The organism is Pseudoalteromonas sp. A25 (genome assembly GCF_009176705.1).
In the GTDB taxonomy this organism is placed as follows: Bacteria; Pseudomonadota; Gammaproteobacteria; order Enterobacterales; family Alteromonadaceae; genus Pseudoalteromonas.
Genome location: NZ_AP021847.1, coordinates 55573 through 77538 on the forward strand (window position 1 = coordinate 55573; position 21966 = coordinate 77538).

18 protein-coding genes are annotated in these 21966 nt (G+C 40.0%); 7 read left to right on the top strand and 11 right to left on the bottom strand.

The window, feature by feature from the left end; all coding sequences use genetic code 11:
- Nucleotides 1–292 precede the first annotated feature (292 nt).
- From GDK41_RS16945 to GDK41_RS16970, 6 genes are all read right to left on the bottom strand, one after another.
- On the bottom strand, nt 293–1300 hold the full coding sequence (locus GDK41_RS16945) for an isocitrate dehydrogenase (protein WP_152087663.1): 1008 nt from the start codon (nt 1298–1300) through the stop codon (nt 293–295).
- A 253-nt stretch (nt 1301–1553) separates the two neighbouring features.
- Nucleotides 1554–3245, bottom strand: coding sequence for a hypothetical protein (locus GDK41_RS16950; RefSeq protein WP_152087664.1), 1692 nt, complete (start codon nt 3243–3245; stop codon nt 1554–1556).
- A 2-nt stretch (nt 3246–3247) separates the two neighbouring features.
- The gene (locus tag GDK41_RS16955) at nt 3248–3631 is read right to left on the bottom strand and encodes a DUF3192 domain-containing protein (RefSeq protein ID WP_152087665.1); all 384 of its coding nucleotides are present in this window, start codon (nt 3629–3631) and stop codon (nt 3248–3250) included.
- 66 nt (nt 3632–3697) lie between these two features.
- Nucleotides 3698–4486: a flap endonuclease Xni gene (gene xni, locus GDK41_RS16960; RefSeq protein WP_152087666.1), complete on the bottom strand. Its 789-nt coding sequence runs from the start codon at nt 4484–4486 to the stop codon at nt 3698–3700.
- Nucleotides 4483–5826: a nucleotide 5'-monophosphate nucleosidase PpnN gene (gene ppnN / locus GDK41_RS16965; RefSeq protein ID WP_152087667.1), complete on the bottom strand. Its 1344-nt coding sequence runs from the start codon at nt 5824–5826 to the stop codon at nt 4483–4485. Before ppnN ends, xni begins: the two co-directional genes overlap by 4 nt.
- Before the next feature lie 14 nt (nt 5827–5840).
- Nucleotides 5841–7391, bottom strand: coding sequence for a GGDEF domain-containing protein (locus GDK41_RS16970; RefSeq protein WP_152087668.1), 1551 nt, complete (start codon nt 7389–7391; stop codon nt 5841–5843).
- Between the two features lie 179 nt (nt 7392–7570).
- Between GDK41_RS16970 and GDK41_RS16975 the strand changes: the two genes are divergently transcribed.
- Nucleotides 7571–9358 carry a M61 family metallopeptidase gene (locus tag GDK41_RS16975; RefSeq protein WP_152087669.1) on the top strand — a complete coding sequence of 596 codons (1788 nt, stop codon included), beginning with the start codon at nt 7571–7573 and terminating at the stop codon, nt 9356–9358.
- Between the two features lie 173 nt (nt 9359–9531).
- Nucleotides 9532–9915, top strand: coding sequence for an STAS/SEC14 domain-containing protein (locus tag GDK41_RS16980; RefSeq protein ID WP_152087670.1), 384 nt, complete (start codon nt 9532–9534; stop codon nt 9913–9915).
- A gap of 99 nt (nt 9916–10014) precedes the next feature.
- Here the strand turns inward: GDK41_RS16980 and GDK41_RS16985 are convergent, their stop codons facing one another.
- Nucleotides 10015–10344, bottom strand: coding sequence for a hypothetical protein (locus tag GDK41_RS16985; protein ID WP_152087671.1), 330 nt, complete (start codon nt 10342–10344; stop codon nt 10015–10017).
- 396 nt (nt 10345–10740) lie between these two features.
- Between GDK41_RS16985 and GDK41_RS16990 the strand changes: the two genes are divergently transcribed.
- Nucleotides 10741–11688 (top strand): heme-binding protein, encoded by a 948-nt coding sequence (locus GDK41_RS16990; RefSeq protein WP_152087672.1) that lies wholly within the window; start codon nt 10741–10743, stop codon nt 11686–11688.
- 525 nt (nt 11689–12213) lie between these two features.
- The gene (locus GDK41_RS20270) at nt 12214–12369 is read left to right on the top strand and encodes a hypothetical protein (protein ID WP_172971663.1); all 156 of its coding nucleotides are present in this window, start codon (nt 12214–12216) and stop codon (nt 12367–12369) included.
- 137 nt (nt 12370–12506) lie between these two features.
- Here the strand turns inward: GDK41_RS20270 and GDK41_RS16995 are convergent, their stop codons facing one another.
- From GDK41_RS16995 to GDK41_RS17005, 3 genes are all read right to left on the bottom strand, one after another.
- The gene (locus GDK41_RS16995; protein WP_152087673.1) at nt 12507–12812 is read right to left on the bottom strand and encodes a YciI family protein; all 306 of its coding nucleotides are present in this window, start codon (nt 12810–12812) and stop codon (nt 12507–12509) included.
- Between the two features lie 220 nt (nt 12813–13032).
- The gene (locus GDK41_RS17000) at nt 13033–14835 is read right to left on the bottom strand and encodes an alpha-keto acid decarboxylase family protein (RefSeq protein ID WP_172971664.1); all 1803 of its coding nucleotides are present in this window, start codon (nt 14833–14835) and stop codon (nt 13033–13035) included.
- 56 nt (nt 14836–14891) lie between these two features.
- A complete protein-coding gene (locus GDK41_RS17005) occupies nt 14892–16859 on the bottom strand; it encodes an FAD-dependent L-amino acid oxidase (protein WP_152087675.1) in 1968 nt (655 codons plus the stop codon).
- Between the two features lie 631 nt (nt 16860–17490).
- Between GDK41_RS17005 and GDK41_RS17010 the strand changes: the two genes are divergently transcribed.
- Nucleotides 17491–19407, top strand: a complete 1917-nt coding sequence (locus tag GDK41_RS17010) for a M12 family metallopeptidase (protein ID WP_152087676.1) — start codon at nt 17491–17493, stop codon at nt 19405–19407.
- A gap of 471 nt (nt 19408–19878) precedes the next feature.
- Nucleotides 19879–20787 (top strand): tetratricopeptide repeat protein, encoded by a 909-nt coding sequence (locus GDK41_RS17015; protein WP_152087677.1) that lies wholly within the window; start codon nt 19879–19881, stop codon nt 20785–20787.
- A gap of 14 nt (nt 20788–20801) precedes the next feature.
- Here GDK41_RS17015 and GDK41_RS17020 read toward each other — a convergent pair whose 3' ends face one another.
- The gene (locus GDK41_RS17020) at nt 20802–21326 is read right to left on the bottom strand and encodes an RNA methyltransferase (RefSeq protein WP_152087678.1); all 525 of its coding nucleotides are present in this window, start codon (nt 21324–21326) and stop codon (nt 20802–20804) included.
- 124 nt (nt 21327–21450) lie between these two features.
- Between GDK41_RS17020 and GDK41_RS17025 the strand changes: the two genes are divergently transcribed.
- Nucleotides 21451–21957 carry a DUF4240 domain-containing protein gene (locus GDK41_RS17025; protein ID WP_152087679.1) on the top strand — a complete coding sequence of 169 codons (507 nt, stop codon included), beginning with the start codon at nt 21451–21453 and terminating at the stop codon, nt 21955–21957.
- Nucleotides 21958–21966 lie beyond the last annotated feature (9 nt).

Genomic DNA, 21966 nt, shown 5'->3' on the forward strand with positions numbered 1-21966 from the left:
CCGCTGGACTTAAAGATAAGACCACGACTAGGACATGTAGGTTAGATAAAATACGTTTCATTTTTGGTATTAATTTTTATTTTGTCAATTTACTGAGTTCATTAAATGTTGTTTTGTAATGCATGTCAAGGGCAGATACACAAAAGCGCATAAAAAAAGCAAATACTGTAAGTATTTACACTCATTAAAGCTAAAGTTTAACGAAGGAATGCGATTAAAAGAAAATAATATGCAAAAAGGAGGGGGTCAAAAATAGGCTGACCAAACGCCAGCCTTATCTTTTTAGGTTCTATTATAAACGGTCAATAACAGCTTGAGTGAAATCAGTGGTTCCATGGTTACCACCTAAGTCACGAGTTGTACGGTCACCGCTCTTAATTACATCTGCAACTGCGCTTCTGATGCGTTCTGCAGTTTCGCCCATCTCTAGATACTCAAGCATTTGAATCGAAGCTAAGATGACTGACGTTGGGTTAGCAAGGTTTTTACCAGCGATATCAGGCGCACTACCGTGAACTGCTTCAAAAATAGCGGCATTCTCACCAATATTTGCACCAGGCGCCATACCTAAGCCACCTACAAGACCCGCGCACAGATCTGATAAAATATCACCAAATAGGTTTGTTGTTACAATTACGTCAAATTCTTCAGGAGTCATCACTAACTTCATGCATGTCGCATCAACAATCATCTCTGCCGATTCGATATCAGGGTAACGCTCGCCAACTTCGCGCGCTACTTTCAAAAACAAACCAGAAGTCGACTTAAGGATATTCGCTTTATGGACAGCCGTTACTTTTTTACGGCCTTCACGACGTGCTAACTCATACGCAAATGTTACGATTTTTTCAGCACCTTCGCGTGTAATTTTTGACATCGCTTCAGCTTCATTGCCATCATCAGAAACTACCTGGCCAAGACCAGAGTACATACCCTGAGTGTTCTCACGTACTGTGATGATGTCGATGTCTTCGTAACGCGCTTTCGTACCAGCAAATGATTTTACTGGACGTACGTTAGCATACAGACCAAATTGCTTACGCAACGTAACGTTTATAGAAGTAAAACCTTCACCAACTGGCGTCGTCAATGGACCTTTTAAAGTGATTTTGTTCTTTTCAATCACTTCTAAAGTTTCTTTAGGAAGTAGTTCACCAGTTTTTTCTAGTGCTGCAAGACCTGCATCTACAAATTCATAGTCAAAATCACAGCCTGCTGCATTTAAGATTTCAATTGCAGAGTCGATAATGCTAGGACCTATGCCGTCGCCTTTAATCACGGTAATGGTTTGCTTTGCCATTCTGGTTTTTCCTTTATCAAAAGTAATTTTGCACCATACCCAAATGGGCACTACTGAAAAGTTTAGTAAACAAAGAGGGAAGGTGCGTGTTCGCTTGAAAATTTAAGCGCGTTTTATAACAATTTATGCAGACATATACCAGTAAGTAATGACAATTACCCATAAATAAGGCTTATGCTTGTTATAGGTAGTATTTATTGCGTAAATAACACACGAAATATCGATTTATACTGGCGGTATTAAATACTTTATTTCAATCAACGTTGCAACTTGGACTTTGTGCAATAAACGCATCACAAAAAGAGGCCAAAGAGGGCCACTGCAAATCGCTTAGTACATTATCTAACAGCTGTGTTTGCCACGCACTGAGGGCTTGCGAACCACCCAAAGTATATATTGCCAGCAGCTTAATAGCGATGATTTGCTGCCCTAACTCATCTAACGTTTGCTTTTGCTCAACTTCAGATTTCAGAAATGCTTGATGTGAGGTAGAGTGTTTAAAATAACTTTCAACAAATGCCTCGAACTTTGATTCGTCTAAGCGATTAAAACCAAACAAATGAGCAATCGATACACCTTTATCTTCAATGTCTTCTGTACATGGTATTACAAGGCGCATGATATTCGTATTGTGGTTATTTAAGATAAAATAAATGGCAGCTGTAAACGGGCTTAACAACTGTTCAAATTGCTCACCTTGGGCATGACTAAATAAGGTTATGATAAGCTTATTTATGTGAATGTATTTTTGCCAAACATCATTTGCAAACGGATGATGTAACTGTGAAATCAATGTTTCAAGCAGCACTCTTTGACACAATAATCCCGCCGTATCTAAACCAACCATAGTAAGACAATGGCGTAAAGTGGTTGCTTTTTGGCCTTGGCGATTATATTGTCTCGCCGCTAACTGTAACGCTTGCGTGATTTGTGAAAAAGGCTTTATGGTTTTTTCTATCGCTTTAAACTCTAAAAACTGCTGTTTACCTAGGTTAGTAATTGCTTGCCAAATATCTGTATGTTCCACATGCCCGCAATGAGCTACTGGCATTTGCTCGTTAAACCATATTGTGTAAAGCAATGTGTTATCTGACGTCACGATAGGCTGATACACGGGAGAAAATTGCTTAGTTGTTTTTATCATGCCTACTGCTTTGTTATTATCTAACAACGCCAACAAGTAGCCATTGTTTATAACCGATAGAACCAGCGCGCCTTGCCCCTTGTAATTCACTAGCGAACCACCAGGGTAATGAATTATCTGCTTTGATAGCGCCATTAAAGAAAGCTGCGCAAATTCATTATGTGTGCCTAAATACAAGGATTTAATCGCTTGTACTATCGTAAACGTTTTAACATTTGGTCTGGGTGTAATTGCTTTTGCTATTCGTTTAGCTAGCGTCACCAATATACTGGTGTTGTCGTATAAGGGGATCGCTTTATTGCCGGTTATGGCATTTGAGTACTTATCCAATCGCGACAGAATACGTTGTAATTGCCCGTTTGGAACGTTCGCACTGTTCAGCATAGTGACAGCAAACTGGTGTCTTAGCTTTACCAATTTACTCTCTTGTTTACTCAAAGTAGCAGAACGAGCCAATTTGTTTGTTTCGTTGGAGCAACATAAATAATCACTTAATGCTGCAATGACTAATTCTTCTGTAAATGACTCTTTATAACCGTTAGCGCAACAAAACGCACAAACCAAAATACACTGGTTAACAGTAAGGTTAGTTGTATAGCCATAATCTGATGCATAGAATTGCAGATGAGCGTGCATCGCATTTGGCTGAGCGTAATAACATTGTACGAAGCGCTCAGCTAATTGGGTAAGAGTAGGGTAGATAGCTGGCCATTTTTGCTTTTTATAATAAAGTCGAAGGGCTTGATGAGTGTGTTCAAACAACCGTTTTAGATGGACTGGACTTGGGGTAAATTCAGACATGCTTACTTGGCCTTTTCGTAGGCCACACTTGCCGCAGGCCCCCACAGGATGAGCTGCCCATTATCAAATAACAATCCAGTACATTCATCTTGTGTTGTGATCCCATCTGGTTTAACTAATTGAGTACGATAATAAACAATTTGTAAGGTCTTATCCTGATGCTTCTTCACATAAGTTAAATCAGGGCTTCCCAATGTTTCTAGTACCTCATCGAGCTCTATATTTTGATCAGGCTTTAACTTACTAATAAAGCGTTTGTTAAAGGCTTCACGGTCTTGCCATATCATCGCTTGCGGGTCATCTTTATAATAATTGATCACCAACATCACAATCGTGGCATAAACAGCCAAACCTAACACTATATACTGCAATACTTTCTTTATCATAGTAAACCCACCTGAAAACGGTGGAAGAGTATAACAGAGTGGCCACTTTGGCGTATAAAGTTGCGACTAAACAACGCCATTTGCACACAGCCTTAATTGCTTAAGATTAAAGCCCAAATGAATGTCTGTTCTGAGCGTTACCAATTGCTTACTGATGATATAGTCGTCCATTCCTGTAACTAACTTTTCTTTTGTAGAGGGTTTACAGTCAGAGTCTTCAATAGCGTCAGCTAACTCATTGTAATTTGCAACGAGTTGCGCAGCGGTCTTTTTACCAATCCCCGCAACGCCGGGAACATCATTGGTTTTATCACCTGCAAGCGCCCAAAAGTCAGCCAGTTTATCTTTTGTCACACCAAACCTTTCAAGAATGCAGTTATTCGTAAGCCAATGACGCTTAAAATAATCGTAAATGGAAATGTGCTCACTAAGTAAAGGGTAAAAGCCTTTATCCGTTGAGATTATAGTAGACTCGACATTCGCTTTGCTGGCCTTACTCGCAAGCGTCGCGATGATATCATCGGCTTCATCTTGCTGAGGCATATAAGCAGTTACGCCATGTTCAACAAACCCTCTCGCAACTGACTCTAAATTAGCACAGAGTAATTCTGGCATTGGCTTACGGCTATGCTTATAGTTTGGATAAAAGTGATATCGCCAGCTTTTTTGACCATCGAACACCGCGATAGCATGTGTGGCTTCAGTGATCGCAAGCAACTTTTTAGTCGCATGACTTACACGACTCTTACAAGACACTATTGTTTGTTGTTCGCTACGATGGGCTTGTTGTTCATCTACTGCGTAGATGCGCCTAATTAAATTAAGCGCATCTATTAGGACTAGTTTTCTTTTCATGCTTTAATTTGGTAGCACGGTATGTATTTACTGCCAGGAAGTTTCATACGACCTTGCTCAACAAAAGCGCGTAACAGTTTATCCATATCCTTCATCAAAGACGTGTCACCGCTTAGCGTGTAAGGCCCGTGCTGTGCTATCGCTTTAATCCCTTCATCTTTTACATTACCGGCCACTATCCCAGAAAAAGCGCGACGCAAATTAGCAGCTAGTTGCTGGGTTGGTTGAGACAAATGTAAATCTAGCGCAGCCATATTCTCATGCGTGGGCGCAAAAGGCATTTGAAACTCGTTATCAATTTTAAGCGTCCAGTTGAAATAATACGCATCTCCATGCGCTTTTCGATACTCTCGAACTTCTTTCATACCCAGTTTCAGTTTTTTTGCCACAAGTGCGGGGTCATCAATGATCACTTCAAACTTTTTAAGCGCTTCATCGCCTAGGGTACTCTTAACAAACATACAAATTTCTTCGAAGTACTGCGCAGACTCCTTAGGGCCAGTAAGTATCACCGGTAAGCATTGCTTTTCATTTTCAGGATGAAGCAAAATGCCCAATAAATAGAGCAACTCTTCTGCGGTACCTGCGCCGCCCGGAAAAATAATAATTCCATGCGCGGTACGCACGAACGCTTCTAAGCGTTTTTCAATATCTGGTAGTATGACTAGCTCATTGACTATTGGATTGGGTGGCTCGGCTGCGATAATACTTGGCTCAGTTAAACCTAAATAACGATTACTGCTGATCCTTTGCTTTGCATGGCCTATCGTGGCCCCTTTCATTGGTCCTTTCATTGCACCTGGTCCACATCCTGTACAAATGTTGAGCCCGCGCAAGCCTAACTGGTAACCCACTTCTTTTGTATAGCGATACTCAGTTTCATTAATTGAATGTCCGCCCCAACAGGTAATAATATTTGGATCGCTATTTACTTCAAGAGCATCAGCATTACGCAACATGTCAAAAACCATATGCGTAATTTCACGAGGCGTATTTATTTGTGCTTCATGGCGTTGACAAATGAACAAAATGTCGCGTATTACCGAGAAAATATGTTCATGAATACCTAAAATAATTTCATCATCCACAAAGGCCGTTTCTGGAGGGTTACTGAGCTCAATTTTAATACCACGTTCACGCGCGATCAGTTTAATGTCAAAGTCTTGATATTTATTGTATATTTCTGAGCTTGAGTCTGTATGACTGCCCACATTTAAAACAGCCAAAGCGCAATTTCTAAATAGTCTATATCGCTCGCTGTTAGATGATTGTTGAAGTAAGTCTACCTCTAATTGAGATAACAGATTTAGTACGCCAGTGGGGTTTAACTGTACTTGCATAGGCATTCTCCTTGTTATTCACGAAGGCAAAGGCGATCACGACCGCTATTTTTTGCCTCGTAAAGTGCGCTATCCGCTCTATCAAATGCAGATAGCGGGGTGTCACCATCTTTAAATTGCGTTGCACCTAGAGATATGGTGATTTGTACTTGCGTCTCTTTAAATTTAAAAGGGATCGACTTTATAACGTTACGTAACTTTTCTAGGGGTGGTTTAGCATGTTGTAAATGCATACCGGGCATCAACACGACAAACTCTTCACCGCCGTACCGCGCGATAAAATCTGTCTTACGTATGGCTTTTTTCAGTGCCCTTGCTATAACTTGCAAAGTTTTGTCACCAGCACTATGCCCATATTTATCGTTGATTGATTTAAAATGATCAACATCAATTACAACCAGTGTCACGTCGCTTTTATTTATACCAAACAAATGAAACTCTTGGTTAAACCTGTCATCAAATGCGGCCCTGTTCGGTAGTTTGGTCAAGCCATCAAGTAAGCTTTTAAAACGTTGTTCTGACAGCCGCTTTTTATATGTATTTACTTTAGTCTCTAACACACTAATGCGGTCGTTAATTTTTTCAAAACTCTCATATAACGCTTTTTTATCTTCACTTTCAATGCGCTCACGCTCTATCAAGTCTTGGCTTAACAGTTTTAATTCGCCATCAACTAAGCTTTTTAATTCACTGATAGTCGTTGCTTTTTGTGTGTGACTATTCAACCGTTCAATTTTTGATTCTATCTGCTTATTTAAACTGCTAATTTGCTTATTTACACTCTGAGAGTGCTTAGTTGTTGCGACTATCGAGCTATTGAGCTCTTCTAAAGTTTGGTTTAGAGAAACCAAAAAGCCTTGCGCTGATTGACGCTCACGACTGATGCTCTTAACTATCACTTTAATAATATTCAATGCTGAATTGAGCAATGAATCGATACTATCATTTAAAGTAATCGCATTTTTTATCGCTTTGACTTCCTGAGATACGTCTTCATCAAAGGTCAGTTCATTCGCTAAATTTAATAGTTCGTTGGCGATCTCTGGTGACTGCTGCAATTGCTCTGCGTCATTTACGATATCCGCTTGCGATAATTTTAGTTGTAACGCTTGCTGATAAATACTCGAGAGCTTTTCGAGTACTGGTATGTAGTCACTCGTTGTGTTGATATTTGATAACTCATGGTCCAAAAGGTGACGTAGCTTTCTGCGCCCATCCTCGGGTAAGCCTCTGATTTTTTGCAGTTGCTTACCGGCCTGCATGATACTTTGCTGCAGAGAACGGTTGTTTGTACTAATGGTTGCTTCTTGATGTTTTAGGATATCATTCATCCCATCGATCAGAGGCTCTAGCTCTTCGAAATCCATGCCTTTTTGCAGCGCACTACGAAACTTAGCAAGCTGATTATCAAGTGCTACATCTTGCCCTTTACAACTTAGCGACAGCTTAGCGGCAAAATTAGATAACACATCCACTTGATGCTTGCGCGCGGTCTCTAAAGCCTTTCTAGCTTTTATTGTTTGTTCTAGCTTTTTTTCTAGAAGCGCAGAGTTTTTAGTTACCAATATTAACTACTTCCATCATCTTCAGTGTTTTAACTTAAGTTTACATCAATTATTTGCGTTGTGTTTACGAATTTTATGTTCTTTGTAATTTATCGAACATATTGTGCTTTCACCGAGTTTTTTAGACATGCTTTGGTGTTTTGATATCCTCAAAGTATTAATTCCAACTCGGGCATACAATGCAATACAAACATTTTCTTATCCCACTTACTCTTATAACATTCAATTCCTTCGCTCAAGTAGAATATAAACTAACAATAGATCAAGGCGAACATCACTTAGGTAACGTGACTGTTGAGTTTCCAAAGTCAGCTCAAGCTCACCTTGATATCAAATTACCAGATTGGCGCACCGGGCGCTATGAAGTATTAGATCTTGCCAATGGTATTCGCTATTTCAATGCAACAGATCAAAAAGGCGACACTCTTAATTGGCGCAAAATAGACAAAAGTACATGGCGTGTTCATTTAGACTCCCCAACACAGGTTAAAGTGAGTTACCAGGTGTACGCCAACGAACTAGGAAAACGCGCTAGACATATCGACGACACCCACGCATTTGTTGATGCTTCTGGGTTCTTCATGTTTTCTGAATCATTTCGTCAAGAACCAGTGTTAGTTGATTTAGATGTTCCCAAGCCATGGCGCTCAGTATCAGGCATGGAATACGCGCATGATAAACATAGTTTCACGGCAGCTAATTATGACGTTCTAGTAGACTCACCGATTGAAACAGGTGTAAATGAGTTACATAAATTCACCGTTGATGGACGAAACTATGAATTAGTGATCTGGGGCCAGGGTAACTACAATGTCGAGCAGATGCTCGTAGACCTAAAAAAGTTAGTTAATACGGGCTCTTTGATTTGGCAAGACTATCCATATGATCGTTATGTATTCATGGTTCACGCCACCAGTGGCGCACGTGGTGCTACCGAACATTTAAATTCTACAATTATTCAACGTCACCGAGATAGTTTTGCAAAGCGTAAAGACTATGTAGGCTTTATATCTACCGCAGCTCATGAATTTATTCACACTTGGAACGTTAAGGCATATCGCCCAGCAGGGTTAGTGCCTTATGATTACATTAACCCAAACTATAGTGATTTGCTTTGGCTATCTGAAGGTTCAACAAGTTATTTAGAAGATTACCTGCTACTGAGTGCAGGGATCACAACTGCCCCTGAATTTTTCAATAATTTAACTGAGACTTTAAATGCACACTTTGCTACGCCAGGTAGAGAGGTACAGCCGGCCGCTCAAGCAAGTTTTGATAAATGGATCAACCAAGGTGGAGACCACGGCAAAAATTACAGTACCAGCATTTATAGAGAGGGTGCATTGATATCATTGGCGCTAGATATAGACTTGCTGAGCAAAAGCGAAGGTAAAGTCAGCTATCGAGATGTACATAAACATTTATATAAACAGTTCAAGTTACCCAAATCGTTTACCAGCGCAGATGTAAAATATATTTTAAGACAAATATCTGGCCGTGACTACAGTACATGGTGGGATAAGCACATTAATTCACCCTTAGATATAGATATACAAAATCTGCTAGATAAAGTTGGGCTTGTGTACGATTACCCTGCTGAAGCCATACCCACAGCTAATTTACAGATAGACGTTAAGCATACAGGTCAACTACTAACAATTAAGCATGTTGCTCGTAATAGCTCAGCTTGGCAAGCGGGGCTTACAGCAGGAGATAAGATAGTCGCATTCAACAACCAGCATGTGCGCGACACATTGCCAGATTCACTGTCTTATTTCAAAGGTGGTGATAGGGTTAAAGTTGACTTCATCCGTCGAGACGAGCTCATGAGTACCCAGGTTATACTTGAAAAAGGGTTTAACCTTCCAAAAAGAATAAGTGCCATCGAACACCCCGATGATGCACAAAAGAAGCTGTTTAAAGCATGGACAGGTATTGATCACCCTTCAGTTGAACAATCGAACTAAACAATCCAATGCGTGCCGTACTGAACTTTAGTAGGGCACCTTTAATACCGAAATTGCGAACATTTCCCAAAAACCATGCGCTGCATCAAAACCTAAGTGTTTTGTACTTGTTAGATAGTTAATCACCCCCTAAATTAAAGTGGCATCATGTAAAATATTCATGGAGTTTACAAATGTCTCAGCACCACGGATTTTCCATAGGAATAGAAAGACTTAACGATCAATTTATTGTGCATATGAAAGCATTTGGCACATTGACCCACGAGGACTACAAAACCATTACGCCCATGTTAGAGGGAGCTTTTCAGCAAGTCGCACACCCTCATATCAAAGTGCTTGCAGATATGACCCATCTTGAAGGCTGGGAGCTACAAGCCGCTTGGGACGACCTTAAGCTCGGTTTAAAATATGGCTCTAGTTTTGATAAGGTGGCGCTTATCGGCTCTCATCCATGGCAAGACACACTGGCCAAAATCGCAGGTTGGTTCATAGGAGCGCAAGTGGAAAAATTTACAGATCAGGCTCAAGCCCAAGCATGGTTATTGAAAAAAGAGTAATTCGCTTGCAAAGCTGTTTCATAAAATCAGGCCTATTCAACAGATATAAGCAGGAGAACAATGCTGTTTTCCTGCTTATACCTTAACAAATGGCCCTGTTTAGTTACTTGTAGTTTTAAGATAGAGTGACTTTAATCTGATCCAAGTTGCTCCTTCACATCCTTCAGTAACGACCGTTACATCGGCACCAGTTTGATGTGCATGATAAATTGTACTCAGTAAATTTGGGTGTGGATCGTAAAGCCCAGCCCATCCATTATTACTGTGACACTCGCCATTTCTTTGCGCATCAACATAGCCCGTATCTATTTTTAACCCAACATGTCCTACATTATCAGTGTAAATCTCGGTGATCTTGCCTCTATCAACGCTTGCAGCATTGGCACAAAAAGCGCTGACCATACTTAATGCAACTATAAGTTTTCTCATTGGTTTTCCTTAATCAAAATCATAAAAATTAGCAAAAGAGTCAGTTCGTCTCCGCGTGGTCGGTGGCCAAGCAACATACAAATAACTTTTAACTCTTTGATACTGAATGCCGTAGATTTTATAGCAAGAAGTATTTTTTTTATATAAATATATTGTTAACTTTTAAACTGCTAAATACGGCAATACATCTCAAAAAAATCAACAAACTCTGAGCAAAAATTACGCATTGATAAATTGCACTCTTTAAAAAATACTGAATAACATATCTATATTCACCCACTTAAACAGATCCCCTGACTACTGCTTGTGTAATTGCTTGTAATGGAAATGTTAAAACTTTCAAACTAAACATAAGGGGCAAAATGTAGCAATAGACACCGACAAATAGGAGGGAACATGTCTAACTCAGGTCAAGTAGAACAAAGAATTTCACAACGTACACTTCAATCCACAAAAAGCGAAGAGCCAGAACTAGGTCCACTTAGCCAACTGCCTGGCATTTGGCAAAATACTGGTCAATTTAAAGGCCATGGATGGAATATGATCGCTCTGCCATTTCCTTCAGGCAACCATGATTATCGACTGCTTAACAATCAATACAACGAAACATTGACTTTTCAGCTTGTGGATAAAAACGTTCCCAACAGAGGTATGAATGGCGACCAAGAGGTATTCACGATAGATTACGTGCAAGCGATTGAACAAATTGCCGCTGCTGATTTCCCCGATTCAGGTTTAGCCGGAGGCGCTGGCTTAGCTATTCATCATGAACCAGGCTTGTGGCTACATATGAAAGATCATACAACAGGCGACATCAATATAGCTAGACTATCTAGTATACCTCATGGTGATGCGGTGATGGCACTTGGCAAAAGTCAAACAAACACAACTGGCTTTGACATACCCAATTTAAATGGCCTACCTATTGGAGTAAACCAAGACTTATCTAACCCATACCTAAAACCTTATGCTCATTTTAATGATCAGCCTTTCAAAGGCATATTTAACCCTACTAAACCAAATGATCTGCTCAGATCGGCAATTACTCCATTTTTTAGTGCTAATGAAATAGCCAGCGTTACACAGTTAAAAGTGGATACTGCTATGGGCAGTGGAGGTGTTAACAACATTCCTTTTGTCACTCGACAAGCTAACGCTGCCGAAGTAAGTTCGATATTTTGGATTTATGAATTAAAAGAGAAACATTCTAACGGCGAGCCCCGTATGCTATTGCAATACACACAAACCGTTCTATTAGAGTTTTTTGACAGTCCGAATGGTCCAGGATTAATAAAGTGGCCGCATGTAAGTATCAATACGTTAGAAAAACAGCCAAGTAATTAATCCAGTATTTAAAATGAGTTTGCCAATATAAGCTTTAGGGCAAACTCAACTATTAGTTTATGAACTTGATATCATTTGACATGGATTAGCCCTTCGTACTCATAACTACACACCAGCTCCAGTAAGCACTACAAAGTATTTACTATCCATATAAATGAACAACCACAACGCAACGAGTTTGCCAATGCGTGCTTTTGCGTCACGCTATCCACTGCAAACTCAATCACTAGGAATAAGGTAAATGAACCTAAACTCGGGATAAACAACATGCACAGCACTTTTTGCGTATTTCTGCGTTGAATTCGCTAGCAATAGCTCGCTATTACGTACGCCAACTCGCCTTGAACTGCACAAAAATAGCAGCACTGTATGATTTACTCTTGTAATGGACTGATATAACTGACTGTGCCATATCCATTATCCCGAGTTCTGGTTAAATTAAAATAATTGGCTGAATATTATTCACTTTATTATAAGCATTTACTCAGATAGTCTATTTTATGAACTAATCAAAGGAACTATATAATGAAAATTAAGCTCAATAAAAAATCAGTCAAAAACCTTAATAACTCCAAAAACATACCTGTTGAACAAACACCAAATATTGCGGGTGGATACACGGCAGCTTGGATGTGTCAGCATAGTTACCCTGTATGTTATACAGAGCAGGTATGCCCATAAGCGTTATATTTATTCAATAATACATACGCTTGTTTAAGTCGAAATCGGCTAAAGCTGTTGTGCTTGTAGTGGTTTAAACAAACCACTACATCATGTGCTCAAGTTATCAAACAAACTAAATCATAACTTTTTGCCGCTTAAAAGGTTTTATATTGCTCTACCGGCACAAGACGTGCCTCCTTTATGTCGATACTCTCCCAAACCTTGTTAACCACGTATGGGTCATCACTAAGCCAGTTATCAAGCTCTTGTCTGGTTGAAAATTCAACATGAACCGATGAGCCTATCATTTTACCGGTTTCGTCTAACATGGCGCCACCGCTTAAAAAATGACCTTTCTCTATCAGTGTTTTAATTCCTACAAAGTGTGCATCTCTAACCGCCAATCGACGATTTATCGCCTCATCATCTTTATAGTCGTGTGCAGTTATAATGTATTGCATTTGTTTATCCTTTTAAAAAGTGTGTTCACGCAAGCGCCAAGTAAAAAAGCCGGGAGAGCCCATTTACCTTATAATAAAATGGTAGTTATTTACAGGATTGTTCAGGCGCTATTGCTGTATATGGATTACGTAAAGGGGGTTTACAAAAGCAAAATAGGCATAGAATTATGGAAGATAAGGCTCAATGCACTAAGCAATGAGCCTTATCAATAAATACGCTTTAAAACTTGCCTGCCGGTGGCCAATTTGGATTATCAATTTCATCCTCGCCAACTGCACTACTTGCTTCTTGTGCAATCGACAACGGTACATTTTCTTTAGGTATGCACACTTCAACAAGAAAATTGATGTCAGGGTTACATCTGATCTCTTCCATCACAGCCATGAGCTCGTCCATTTTGCTCACTGTACGACCAACACCACCAAAAGCATCTGTTAATTTAGCAATTTTCCAACTGGGTAGTTCGTTATATGCATATACGTTATCCAATAGCTCATCTTTGTAATCAACTGGCGGCTGTCTAAATGGATTAGGGTTTACTAAGTATTGTTCAATGCCATAAATACCATTGGCAATAACAAATACCACCGTATTCTGGCTATATGCATGCTGATCAGCAACAGCTTGGCAAGTCTCATGAAAAGCACCATCACCTACAACAACTACTGCACGCTTATCAGGCATCGCGCATTTTACGCCAGTCCCTGCTGGCACTGAGTAACCGATAGAAAGCCATGCAGCCTGGGCTATAAAACCATTTCGAGATGGTATTTTAACCCCTTGAGCACCGATAAGAGGGAAGCCCGCATCAACAATCATTACATCGTCTTCGCTGATCCATTGACTCATTGCATGGAAAAAGTTGTCGTAGCCGAGCGTACTATCAGAGTTTGGACAAGTTTGAGCTTGTTTGATTAACGAATGATTTAAACGCAACCCTGAGAACTTTTCAGAGTCAGCTAGAGCAAGCGTAGTAAATTTGGCAATCAGAGCATCTAAATACTGCTCTAGCTGCACTGATGGGTAAAAGTTAGCCCCTACAAATACTCCATCGTGCGCAGCGAGTACCGTTTTACTGCTGCGAATATCTTGATTACCAGTGTCTTTTCCTGTTGTCCACGCACCAATACCGATAAGCGCACCGTCATCGCCTACAAGCTTATCTATCTCTTCATTTTTTAATGTTACACATCCCTCAAACCAAGGATGAGTTTCTTCAATGACCGATTTGCTTAAAGCCGTAGTAACGAAATGTATGTGCTTATTTGGTAGGGTATGAGACTGGTTTAGTAAGTCGAGCAGTGATAAAAACTTATCTTGCAAACCATAGCGCTGCAATTCTATGCCAGCCCAAAAAATGCTGTTTGGTTTACTTAACATCAACTCTACAGTTGCTTGCGCCGCTTTGTGTGCTTCGCTTATCGTTATCGTGGCATTTACGCCTGAGGCTAGCTTACCTTGAGGCTTTTGACACGGAGTTCGCCATACATCCTCAGCCACTTCAAAATAAATTGGCCGCTTTTGTGTCAACATAGCGGTGATAGCCGAATCAATTTGGTAAGGCGCTTGTTGCGCGTTGGTTATCCTCTCAGCCGCGACTGTTATCGGCTTAAACATATGAATATCAACAAAATCATAGCCCGTTGTGTGAGAATACAACAAGCCAGCTTGTTTTGAAATTTGGTCTTCTTTATTTGTTGGTGCGCCATTGATCAGGATAACAGGCACTTGCTCAACAAAAGACCCTGCTATGGTATTTAGTAAACTAAAGGCGCCTACACTGTATGTCACATACAACGCGCTAACCCCTTTAAGGCGCGCATACGCATCAGCTGCAAAACCTGCACATATCTCGTTGGCATTGCCAGAGATTTTTATTGGTGAGTTGTCGTCAGATAAAATGACATCCAGAAGCGCTGCGGTGTAGTTACCTGCTACACCAAACATTTGTTCTACACCAATTTCTTCTAAACGCTGCTTTAAATAATCCGCAACGCAATATTTATCAATTACATTATTCATAGTTATTCTCATGCAGTAAATTGAAAAAGGAGGCGCAGGGCCTCCAATTGGTCTGTTTAAACTTTGTCGAAATAGGTTAAGCTAACACCTAAAATACTGCTTCTATCTACAGTTTCGTCTATCGGTGCATCACAAAGAGCAAGTTTAGGGTCAATGTACTCATGAATTAATCGCGATGCATTTTCTTCATACGCCGCTTTGATTGCTGCAGATGGCGTGACACCAGTTTGTTCTGTGTAAAGTTTATTTAAAGGTTGTAATCCAAAGCCTTTTTCAAGTACTAAGTCTGTTGAGCGCAGCGCACCTTCAACCCAACCTTGGTAATCCGAAAACGCTTCACCACAGGTAAATAAGTTAGGTAGTGGTTCCGTTAAATCTGCCATTACCTGCTTGTCGTCGGCACCCACAGCCCATTGGTGTACACCATAGCCAAATTGCTGGCTCATAGGTAAGTCAAAGTCTACACTACCTTCCCAAATACGTGCGCTGGTCAAAACGGGTTGCGGTACGTATCGTGTATCAAAGATATCTTTAAAGAATGCCGTTGCTTGCTCAACCACAGCAACTGATGCAGGGTAGATGTCAGAAGGTACGCTACGCACATACTGATCTTGGTTTGGATTGTGATACAGCTCACCTTTATTTTGTAACGTACTCCAAAAGTTTATATTCAGGTAATCGCAGTAAATAGTCAGTGCGGCAGGGCGGTCGTACTTCTTGGCATCGATTTCATCTAACTTAGCTTGGGTTGCTTTGTCAGTGGTTGTTTTGCGCTCTTGATACATTAGCGAAGCAACTAACGGCTCGTTCACTGCATAAAATGGATATACAGAACCGGTTGGCAAGTCGGCAAAATTTGGTCCAAACTCAACTGAAGGTCGACCAGTTATACCTGTGGCCCACCATGGCGTATCGTAATACAAGTTAATTTTCAGTAGTGGCTGATTTGTCGAGGTTTGTAGCGTATTCCAAATCTTTTTCGATTCTTCTTTTGGTAAGTCATTAAACGCATTTGACCCTACAAATAATCGCTCTAGAGCAAGTCTAGGTAAACCTAAAATCACCTTTTTAGCACGTAATTCGCCATTAACTAAACAACCGTCTTCTTGTTCGCGGGTATAACGCAAAATATATTCTTCACAGTTTTTATCGTAATCTATCGCTTCAATTTCGGTCTTTAAATGAATACGCTGCTCACCAATTTGCTCTACAAGCGCATTAGGTAGTGTGCTAAAACCATCTTTAAAGGTGCGAAAGTTAGCGTCGGCAGGAAAGTCTTCAAGTAACTGATAAGCTACACCAGCGTTCATTTTTGATAAAAATGTGCCGTTAAAGCCTAATGCACGATACAGCATGGTAATGCACTCTTGTGAATAGCCCATATCCGAGAATAGATCCCATAACGACCATTCGTTTAACCCTTTATCTTTCCACTTGCACTCTAAACGAAAATCTTGCCAAAACTGAGGCCCTTTAACCTTAGGACGCTCATTAAACTGAGGGTTAGCCTGTAAAATGCGATTAAATACCACATTAACAATTTCAGTTGGGTTCATTCCTTGTTCGGGCTGATCAAGGTTATATAGCTCAGACCAAATAGCAAAGTTATCTTCTTTGGCTTGATTCACAGAGAAGCTTTTGCCACGAAAATACAGCCGATTATTACCACCACTGTTCATTGGGAATGGCACGATATCATCTTGTAAATCTAGTTTTAAAAACAACGCCATCAAGTCATCCATGCCATCGAACAAAAAGCGCATGCCGCCTTGCTCTTCTTTTACAGTTATTGTATCAGGCTCACCTGGACCCTTTTTTTGATTTTTAAACTTAATGAGATCTGAATCTAATCGACCACCGGTTCTGTCTGAGCGCTCAAGAATAGCGTAATCGCACACATCTGATTCATTTTGTAACCGCCAAGCACTGTATAAGCCTGACATACCAGCGCCAACAATAGCGACTTCAACTGATCCGGGAATAGATTTGTATTTAATTTCACTGCCTAGTTTACAATGGGTCATGTTAGTTCCTTGATTTTATGCTGCGTCATAACGAATAAAAGCTGATATAGCTGAGCCTTTTAGTTAGCTAAGCAACTTTTAAGCGCCATGGACGAATTTAAATCTGAAATTGTTATGAGTTTAATGTTTGGCAAGTACCGCAAACTTACATCCTTAAGCATGCATGCCGTTTCGCCTTTCCGTGTAGACATAAATAAATGTAGCAGCTATGTAAATAAATGTATGTTACAGCACATTACAAATGCCTTAACCACTCAAGAAAAACACATAACACACTGAAATTTAGTAAATAAATATGTTCATCACTCATCCCTAAATTTTAACAGTGTAAGGCGCTAAAAAGTGCCAAGCGCATGCTTTTCCTATTGCGATGACCCATCCTACATTGCGTTTATATGGAAAGAGTCTAGTGCTACACAAATATTCGCAAAGAACTAAACCATTGAAATTATTTATAATATATAAATACTTTAGTGTTTTTTGTCACTGTATTTTTATAAAAACATAAAATTATTGTAAATATCTATCCTTAAGTTACCCCTAGTTATTGACTTTCAAAATTGCACAGCTCCAAGTCAAAGCATTATTTAGTCAATTAACTACCGAGAAAACTCATTCCAAGGAAAATTTGATGTTTAAAATTAACAAGTTAGTAACGGGCGCAGTAATTGCTGTGCTTGTTTCATATTCAACGAAAGGGTTAGCAGGAGAGTGGATCCCAATCTATTCACCAGAGCCTAACCTCGACAAAGGAGAATCTAAATACGGATACTCTAGTGAAGGTAGAGATGTATTCACAATACAAAATAAAGATGGGAGCGTGTTAAACGTTGTTGATATTGGCGGTTATGGATATGTAGGTGACATGATATTGGGAGATACCGCGACGTTAAAACAGAATGGCTTTCAACTCAATACCAGTGCAACACCGCATATACATAATGACAATTCTCAGTTTAATTCGATACAGGGTGCAATAAGGCACACAAGTTCAAGCTATATTTGGCCAAACGGTGTGATACCTTATGTTATTGACCGAAGCTTAGGTGACCAAGCTCGACGAGACTTTCAATATGCCGTCGAACATTGGCATGCAAATACCAACATTCGACTCGTGCCACGCACCAACCAACGTGACTATGTGGTAGTACAAAATGGCGGTGGATGTAGTTCTTGGATTGGTCGCTCTGGCGGCGCGCAAACACTGACACTTGCAAATAATTGTGGAAGAGGGGCCGCAGTTCATGAAATTGGCCATGCTGTTGGCTTATTTCATGAACAAACCCGCCCAGATAGAGATAACTACATCAGACTGATTTGGCGTAACATCTCCAGCAATATGGCGTATAACTTTCAACGCATAGGCAATCATCAAGGTAAATCACACGGTGAGTATGACTATCAATCTATTATGCACTATCGAATTAATGCCTTTGGTATTGGTGGACGAAGAACAATAGAGATCCTTGACCGCAATGTAAACGAATACAATGTGGGCAACGGCCAGCGTCTAAGCCAAGGTGATATTGCAGCAGTTGCTCATCTATACGGGCCTCAAGAACCAGTTAAGCAATGTGAGGTTGTCGCAATAGAACACAATCAAAGCGTTAGCTTAGCGGGCACTCAAGGCCAATCACAGTGTTTTAAGTTATCACTGACTGACTCTGTAAAAAGTTATCGCGTGTTCACTGAAGGGAACAATGGGGATGCAGATCTATTTATCCACAAGGGACAAATAGCGACGCAAAGCAACTATGACTGTAAATCTGATGGTGAAAACTCAAACGAAAGCTGTTCATCACAAGCTACAGCTGGAGACTACTATATTACTGTTTTTGCATATAGCGATTTTAACAACTTAACACTAAATACAGTGGTTGAACTGAAGGATGACGACGATCCTATTGATGATAGCTGCCAAGCACACGCGTTAACTCCTAACACCATGGTGACATTAAAAAATATCGCCGCCCAAACAAGCATGTGCTTTAAAGTTAATGCCGATGATAATCATCAGTTAGTAGAGTTTAACTTGGCTGATGGGCAGGGCAATGCAGATCTTTATGTGAAAAAAGATACACAGGCCAGTCTACAGAACTACGACTGTATGAGCGCATCTGCTACCAATGATGAGTATTGCTCACTAACCGCTCACAGCAGCACGTATTTTATTCGTATATTTGCCAACACCACGGTAACAAATACCAAATTGAACGTAACGCTTAAAGGTAAAAACGACGATAGTGAAACCTACATGGGTGAAATATCAACGAAAGATGAGGTAGATATTCAGCCAAACGGTCAATGGTTTGAATACCAAGGTGGATCACTAACCGGACTGTTACATGGCGACAACCAAGCTGATTTAGAGCTTAGTTTAGAAGTTTGGAACGAAAGCCGACAACAATGGCAATTAGTTAAATCGTCTACGGAACCTCAGTCTGTTGAAAAAATAGAATACCAAGCGCCTTATGGTTACTATCGCTTCAAAATCTATAGCTGGGATAGCCAATCAACGGGGCAATATCAATTTACCTTGAAAAAATAGCTTTGTTAGCGCCTTTTATATTAATTTTGATGTGAAAGGCGCTTTTAGGTTCGTTAAGTAGGGATTATAAAAATTTGAACGAGCAGAGCGCAAACAACTTTGAGCCAAATTTAAATTAAAATGGTTTTGTCAGGTTTTGAAGGCGTTTTTAGAAAGCAACTCAATTTAACATAACGTAAATTATGGGTGGTTTTAATTTGCGTACTTTGCGACTTCTCGCCATATAGCGCATCCCATTTTTAAACCTAAAAAAAGTCCAATACTAGACAATATCGGACTTTAAAGCGCTAAGCTTGACCACATTATTGTGCATCCTATAATTAACGTAACTCAAACTCCATCGGTGGATTGTTATTGTTGTACAAACCCGCTTTATTATTATTTTTCTGTTATTGCATGCTCACGAGTGCATTTGGTTCAGCTTCACTTACAACAGACTCAGAGTATGAACTCTCGCGCGCACAGTATTTTATGCGATCCAATCCTGCAAAATCATTAGCAATTCTCAACAAAATACCTCATGTCGAATCGCTGCCTGATGATCAACAAGTCACGTTCTACGCATTAAAGTTACGAACTTCACTGACACTTAATCACCTAGATGATATCGATCCTATACTAGAAACGTTGTTCAAATTGGATGATAAGCCTGCTTTTGCAAATAAAATTGTGTCTGTATTAAGCGGTACGGGTATATGGCTTAGAAAAACGAACTATTTTGATGCTGCACAACATGTTTTCTCATGCGCGTTAAAACATGCTGATACGTCTAGTCAACAAATTTCTATATTGATCAGCAGCGCCATTGTGGCGCGCTACAAAAAAGACTACACGCTCGCTAAGTCAATCTACGAAGAAGCAACACCTATCGCACAACGACTAAATGATCAGCGTGCCATTGCAACCATTGATAATAACCTTGGTACAATCGCTATGGACCAAGGAAACATAAAACAAGCCGAGATGCGTTTTCGTGATGCTTTATCTGCGTTCCAGTTGGCAAATAACTATTCTGGACACTTAAACTCTGGAATAAATTTACTGTTTACTTTTGTTTTGCAAAATAAAAGTATTGATTTTCAACGCTTGTACCCGCATATTTCACAGCTCTCGAATGAGTACTCAGATGAGTCGAAAAAAGCTTACCTATTTTGGGTTAATTCTGCATTCCAATACACTCAGGGTGTAAAACCGAATGACATGCAACGACAAGAACTACTCAGTACATTTGATAAACTTGCAGGGCCACAGCTTAAAACACTCATTAAAAATCACTTGGCATCACTTATGGGTGTAAATGTACCACGAGTGGAACATGCTAGTGCCAAAAAATTTGAAAATAAAAGCTGGTATAACAAAGTATTAAGTTGTAATTGGTAAATTCATTACAACTATCACTTTGCTAACAAGTCGGTTAGAACGATGTTGTTATTGTTATCCCTGCTGCTACGAATTATTTCATCGTGATTAAATGTCACACCTGATTTTAGCAATCTATCGTAAAGTACCACGTTTACAGTAGCAGCTAAGTTCATGCAACCTTGCGTAGGTACGTATATAACGTCTTGGCAAAGCTTAAGTGTTTCTTTATCGAGCGACCCATCTTCTGGGCCAAATAAGTAAAATGCACTTTTGGGATGAACATATTCGGTAAGCGGTTTGGCCCCCTCGATAAGCTCTATCGCCACCGGCGTTGCGCCCAGAGGTAACACATCCCCCAAAGACTGAGTACCAATAAGTGGTATGTTTTGATATACCTTTTTGGTGTCTGTTGTGAATTTTCGAGCATTTTCAAAGCGCTTTCCTGTGTAAAATACAGAATTTACACCATAGCACCCTGCTGCTCGCATCACTGCGCCAACATTGCTGGGGCTTTTAGGGTTGGTTAATCCAATACAGGCAAATCCACTATCAAACATTGCTTTTCACTCTTTTTTAAATGCAACGGGAATCTACAACAATAACCGTAATACGTCTATAGAGGTGCGCTTGTTTTAAAGGCTATGATAAGATCTCGTTATGTTAAAAATGACAAGTTTATAAATGAACATTGATACTTTCTGGCAAATTATATCCTCAGTGCAAAACGAAGATGATGTAAACCTTGCGCTGAGAACTGCACTTTCAACCCTAGAAAAAGACGAAATAGCTCAGTTCGACGAGCTATACACACAACAACTGCGTATGCTTTGGCACTGGGATAACTGGGCATTTGCTTATGTGTTGTGCGGTTGCAATACAGAGTATGACTTTTTGGACTTTTGTAATTGGCTGATATTACAAGGAAAAGATAATATAACTCAAATATTGAGTAGCCCTGATTATCTAGCTGGTTATGAACATATTCCTATGGTTAATGAATTGCCAGCGCCCTATTGTGACGAACTAGATTTGGTCGCAGGGCTGTTGTATGAAGATATTACTGGCGAAGAACTCCCCTATCACAATGTTGTCAATTTTCAGCCTCAAGGTAAAAGGTTTAGAAATAAACCAAAGTTGCTCAAGGAGCAGTTTCCAAGATTATTTGATAAATACTGGAACAAAAACTAAAAAAGGCAC

What these genes read in the sequence shown, in the direction of transcription:
- GDK41_RS16950 (WP_152087664.1), bottom strand. Translation starts at nt 3,245, where the DNA reads ATGTCTGAATTTACCCCAAGTCCAGTCCATCTAAAACGGTTGTTTGAA.
- GDK41_RS20270 (WP_172971663.1), top strand. Translation starts at nt 12,214, where the DNA reads ATGAAAATTAAGCTCAATAAAAAATCAGTCAAAAACCTTAATAACTCC.
- GDK41_RS16980 (WP_152087670.1), top strand. Translation starts at nt 9,532, where the DNA reads ATGTCTCAGCACCACGGATTTTCCATAGGAATAGAAAGACTTAACGAT.
- GDK41_RS17000 (WP_172971664.1), bottom strand. Translation starts at nt 14,835, where the DNA reads ATGAATAATGTAATTGATAAATATTGCGTTGCGGATTATTTAAAGCAG.
- GDK41_RS17015 (WP_152087677.1), top strand. Translation starts at nt 19,879, where the DNA reads ATGCGATCCAATCCTGCAAAATCATTAGCAATTCTCAACAAAATACCT.
- GDK41_RS16975 (WP_152087669.1), top strand. Translation starts at nt 7,571, where the DNA reads ATGCAATACAAACATTTTCTTATCCCACTTACTCTTATAACATTCAAT.
- xni (WP_152087666.1), bottom strand. Translation starts at nt 4,486, where the DNA reads ATGAAAAGAAAACTAGTCCTAATAGATGCGCTTAATTTAATTAGGCGC.
- GDK41_RS17005 (WP_152087675.1), bottom strand. Translation starts at nt 16,859, where the DNA reads ATGACCCATTGTAAACTAGGCAGTGAAATTAAATACAAATCTATTCCC.
- GDK41_RS16995 (WP_152087673.1), bottom strand. Translation starts at nt 12,812, where the DNA reads ATGCAATACATTATAACTGCACACGACTATAAAGATGATGAGGCGATA.
- GDK41_RS16990 (WP_152087672.1), top strand. Translation starts at nt 10,741, where the DNA reads ATGTCTAACTCAGGTCAAGTAGAACAAAGAATTTCACAACGTACACTT.
- GDK41_RS16945 (WP_152087663.1), bottom strand. Translation starts at nt 1,300, where the DNA reads ATGGCAAAGCAAACCATTACCGTGATTAAAGGCGACGGCATAGGTCCT.
- GDK41_RS17025 (WP_152087679.1), top strand. Translation starts at nt 21,451, where the DNA reads ATGAACATTGATACTTTCTGGCAAATTATATCCTCAGTGCAAAACGAA.
- GDK41_RS16955 (WP_152087665.1), bottom strand. Translation starts at nt 3,631, where the DNA reads ATGATAAAGAAAGTATTGCAGTATATAGTGTTAGGTTTGGCTGTTTAT.
- GDK41_RS17010 (WP_152087676.1), top strand. Translation starts at nt 17,491, where the DNA reads ATGTTTAAAATTAACAAGTTAGTAACGGGCGCAGTAATTGCTGTGCTT.
- GDK41_RS16985 (WP_152087671.1), bottom strand. Translation starts at nt 10,344, where the DNA reads ATGAGAAAACTTATAGTTGCATTAAGTATGGTCAGCGCTTTTTGTGCC.
- GDK41_RS17020 (WP_152087678.1), bottom strand. Translation starts at nt 21,326, where the DNA reads ATGTTTGATAGTGGATTTGCCTGTATTGGATTAACCAACCCTAAAAGC.
- ppnN (WP_152087667.1), bottom strand. Translation starts at nt 5,826, where the DNA reads ATGCAAGTACAGTTAAACCCCACTGGCGTACTAAATCTGTTATCTCAA.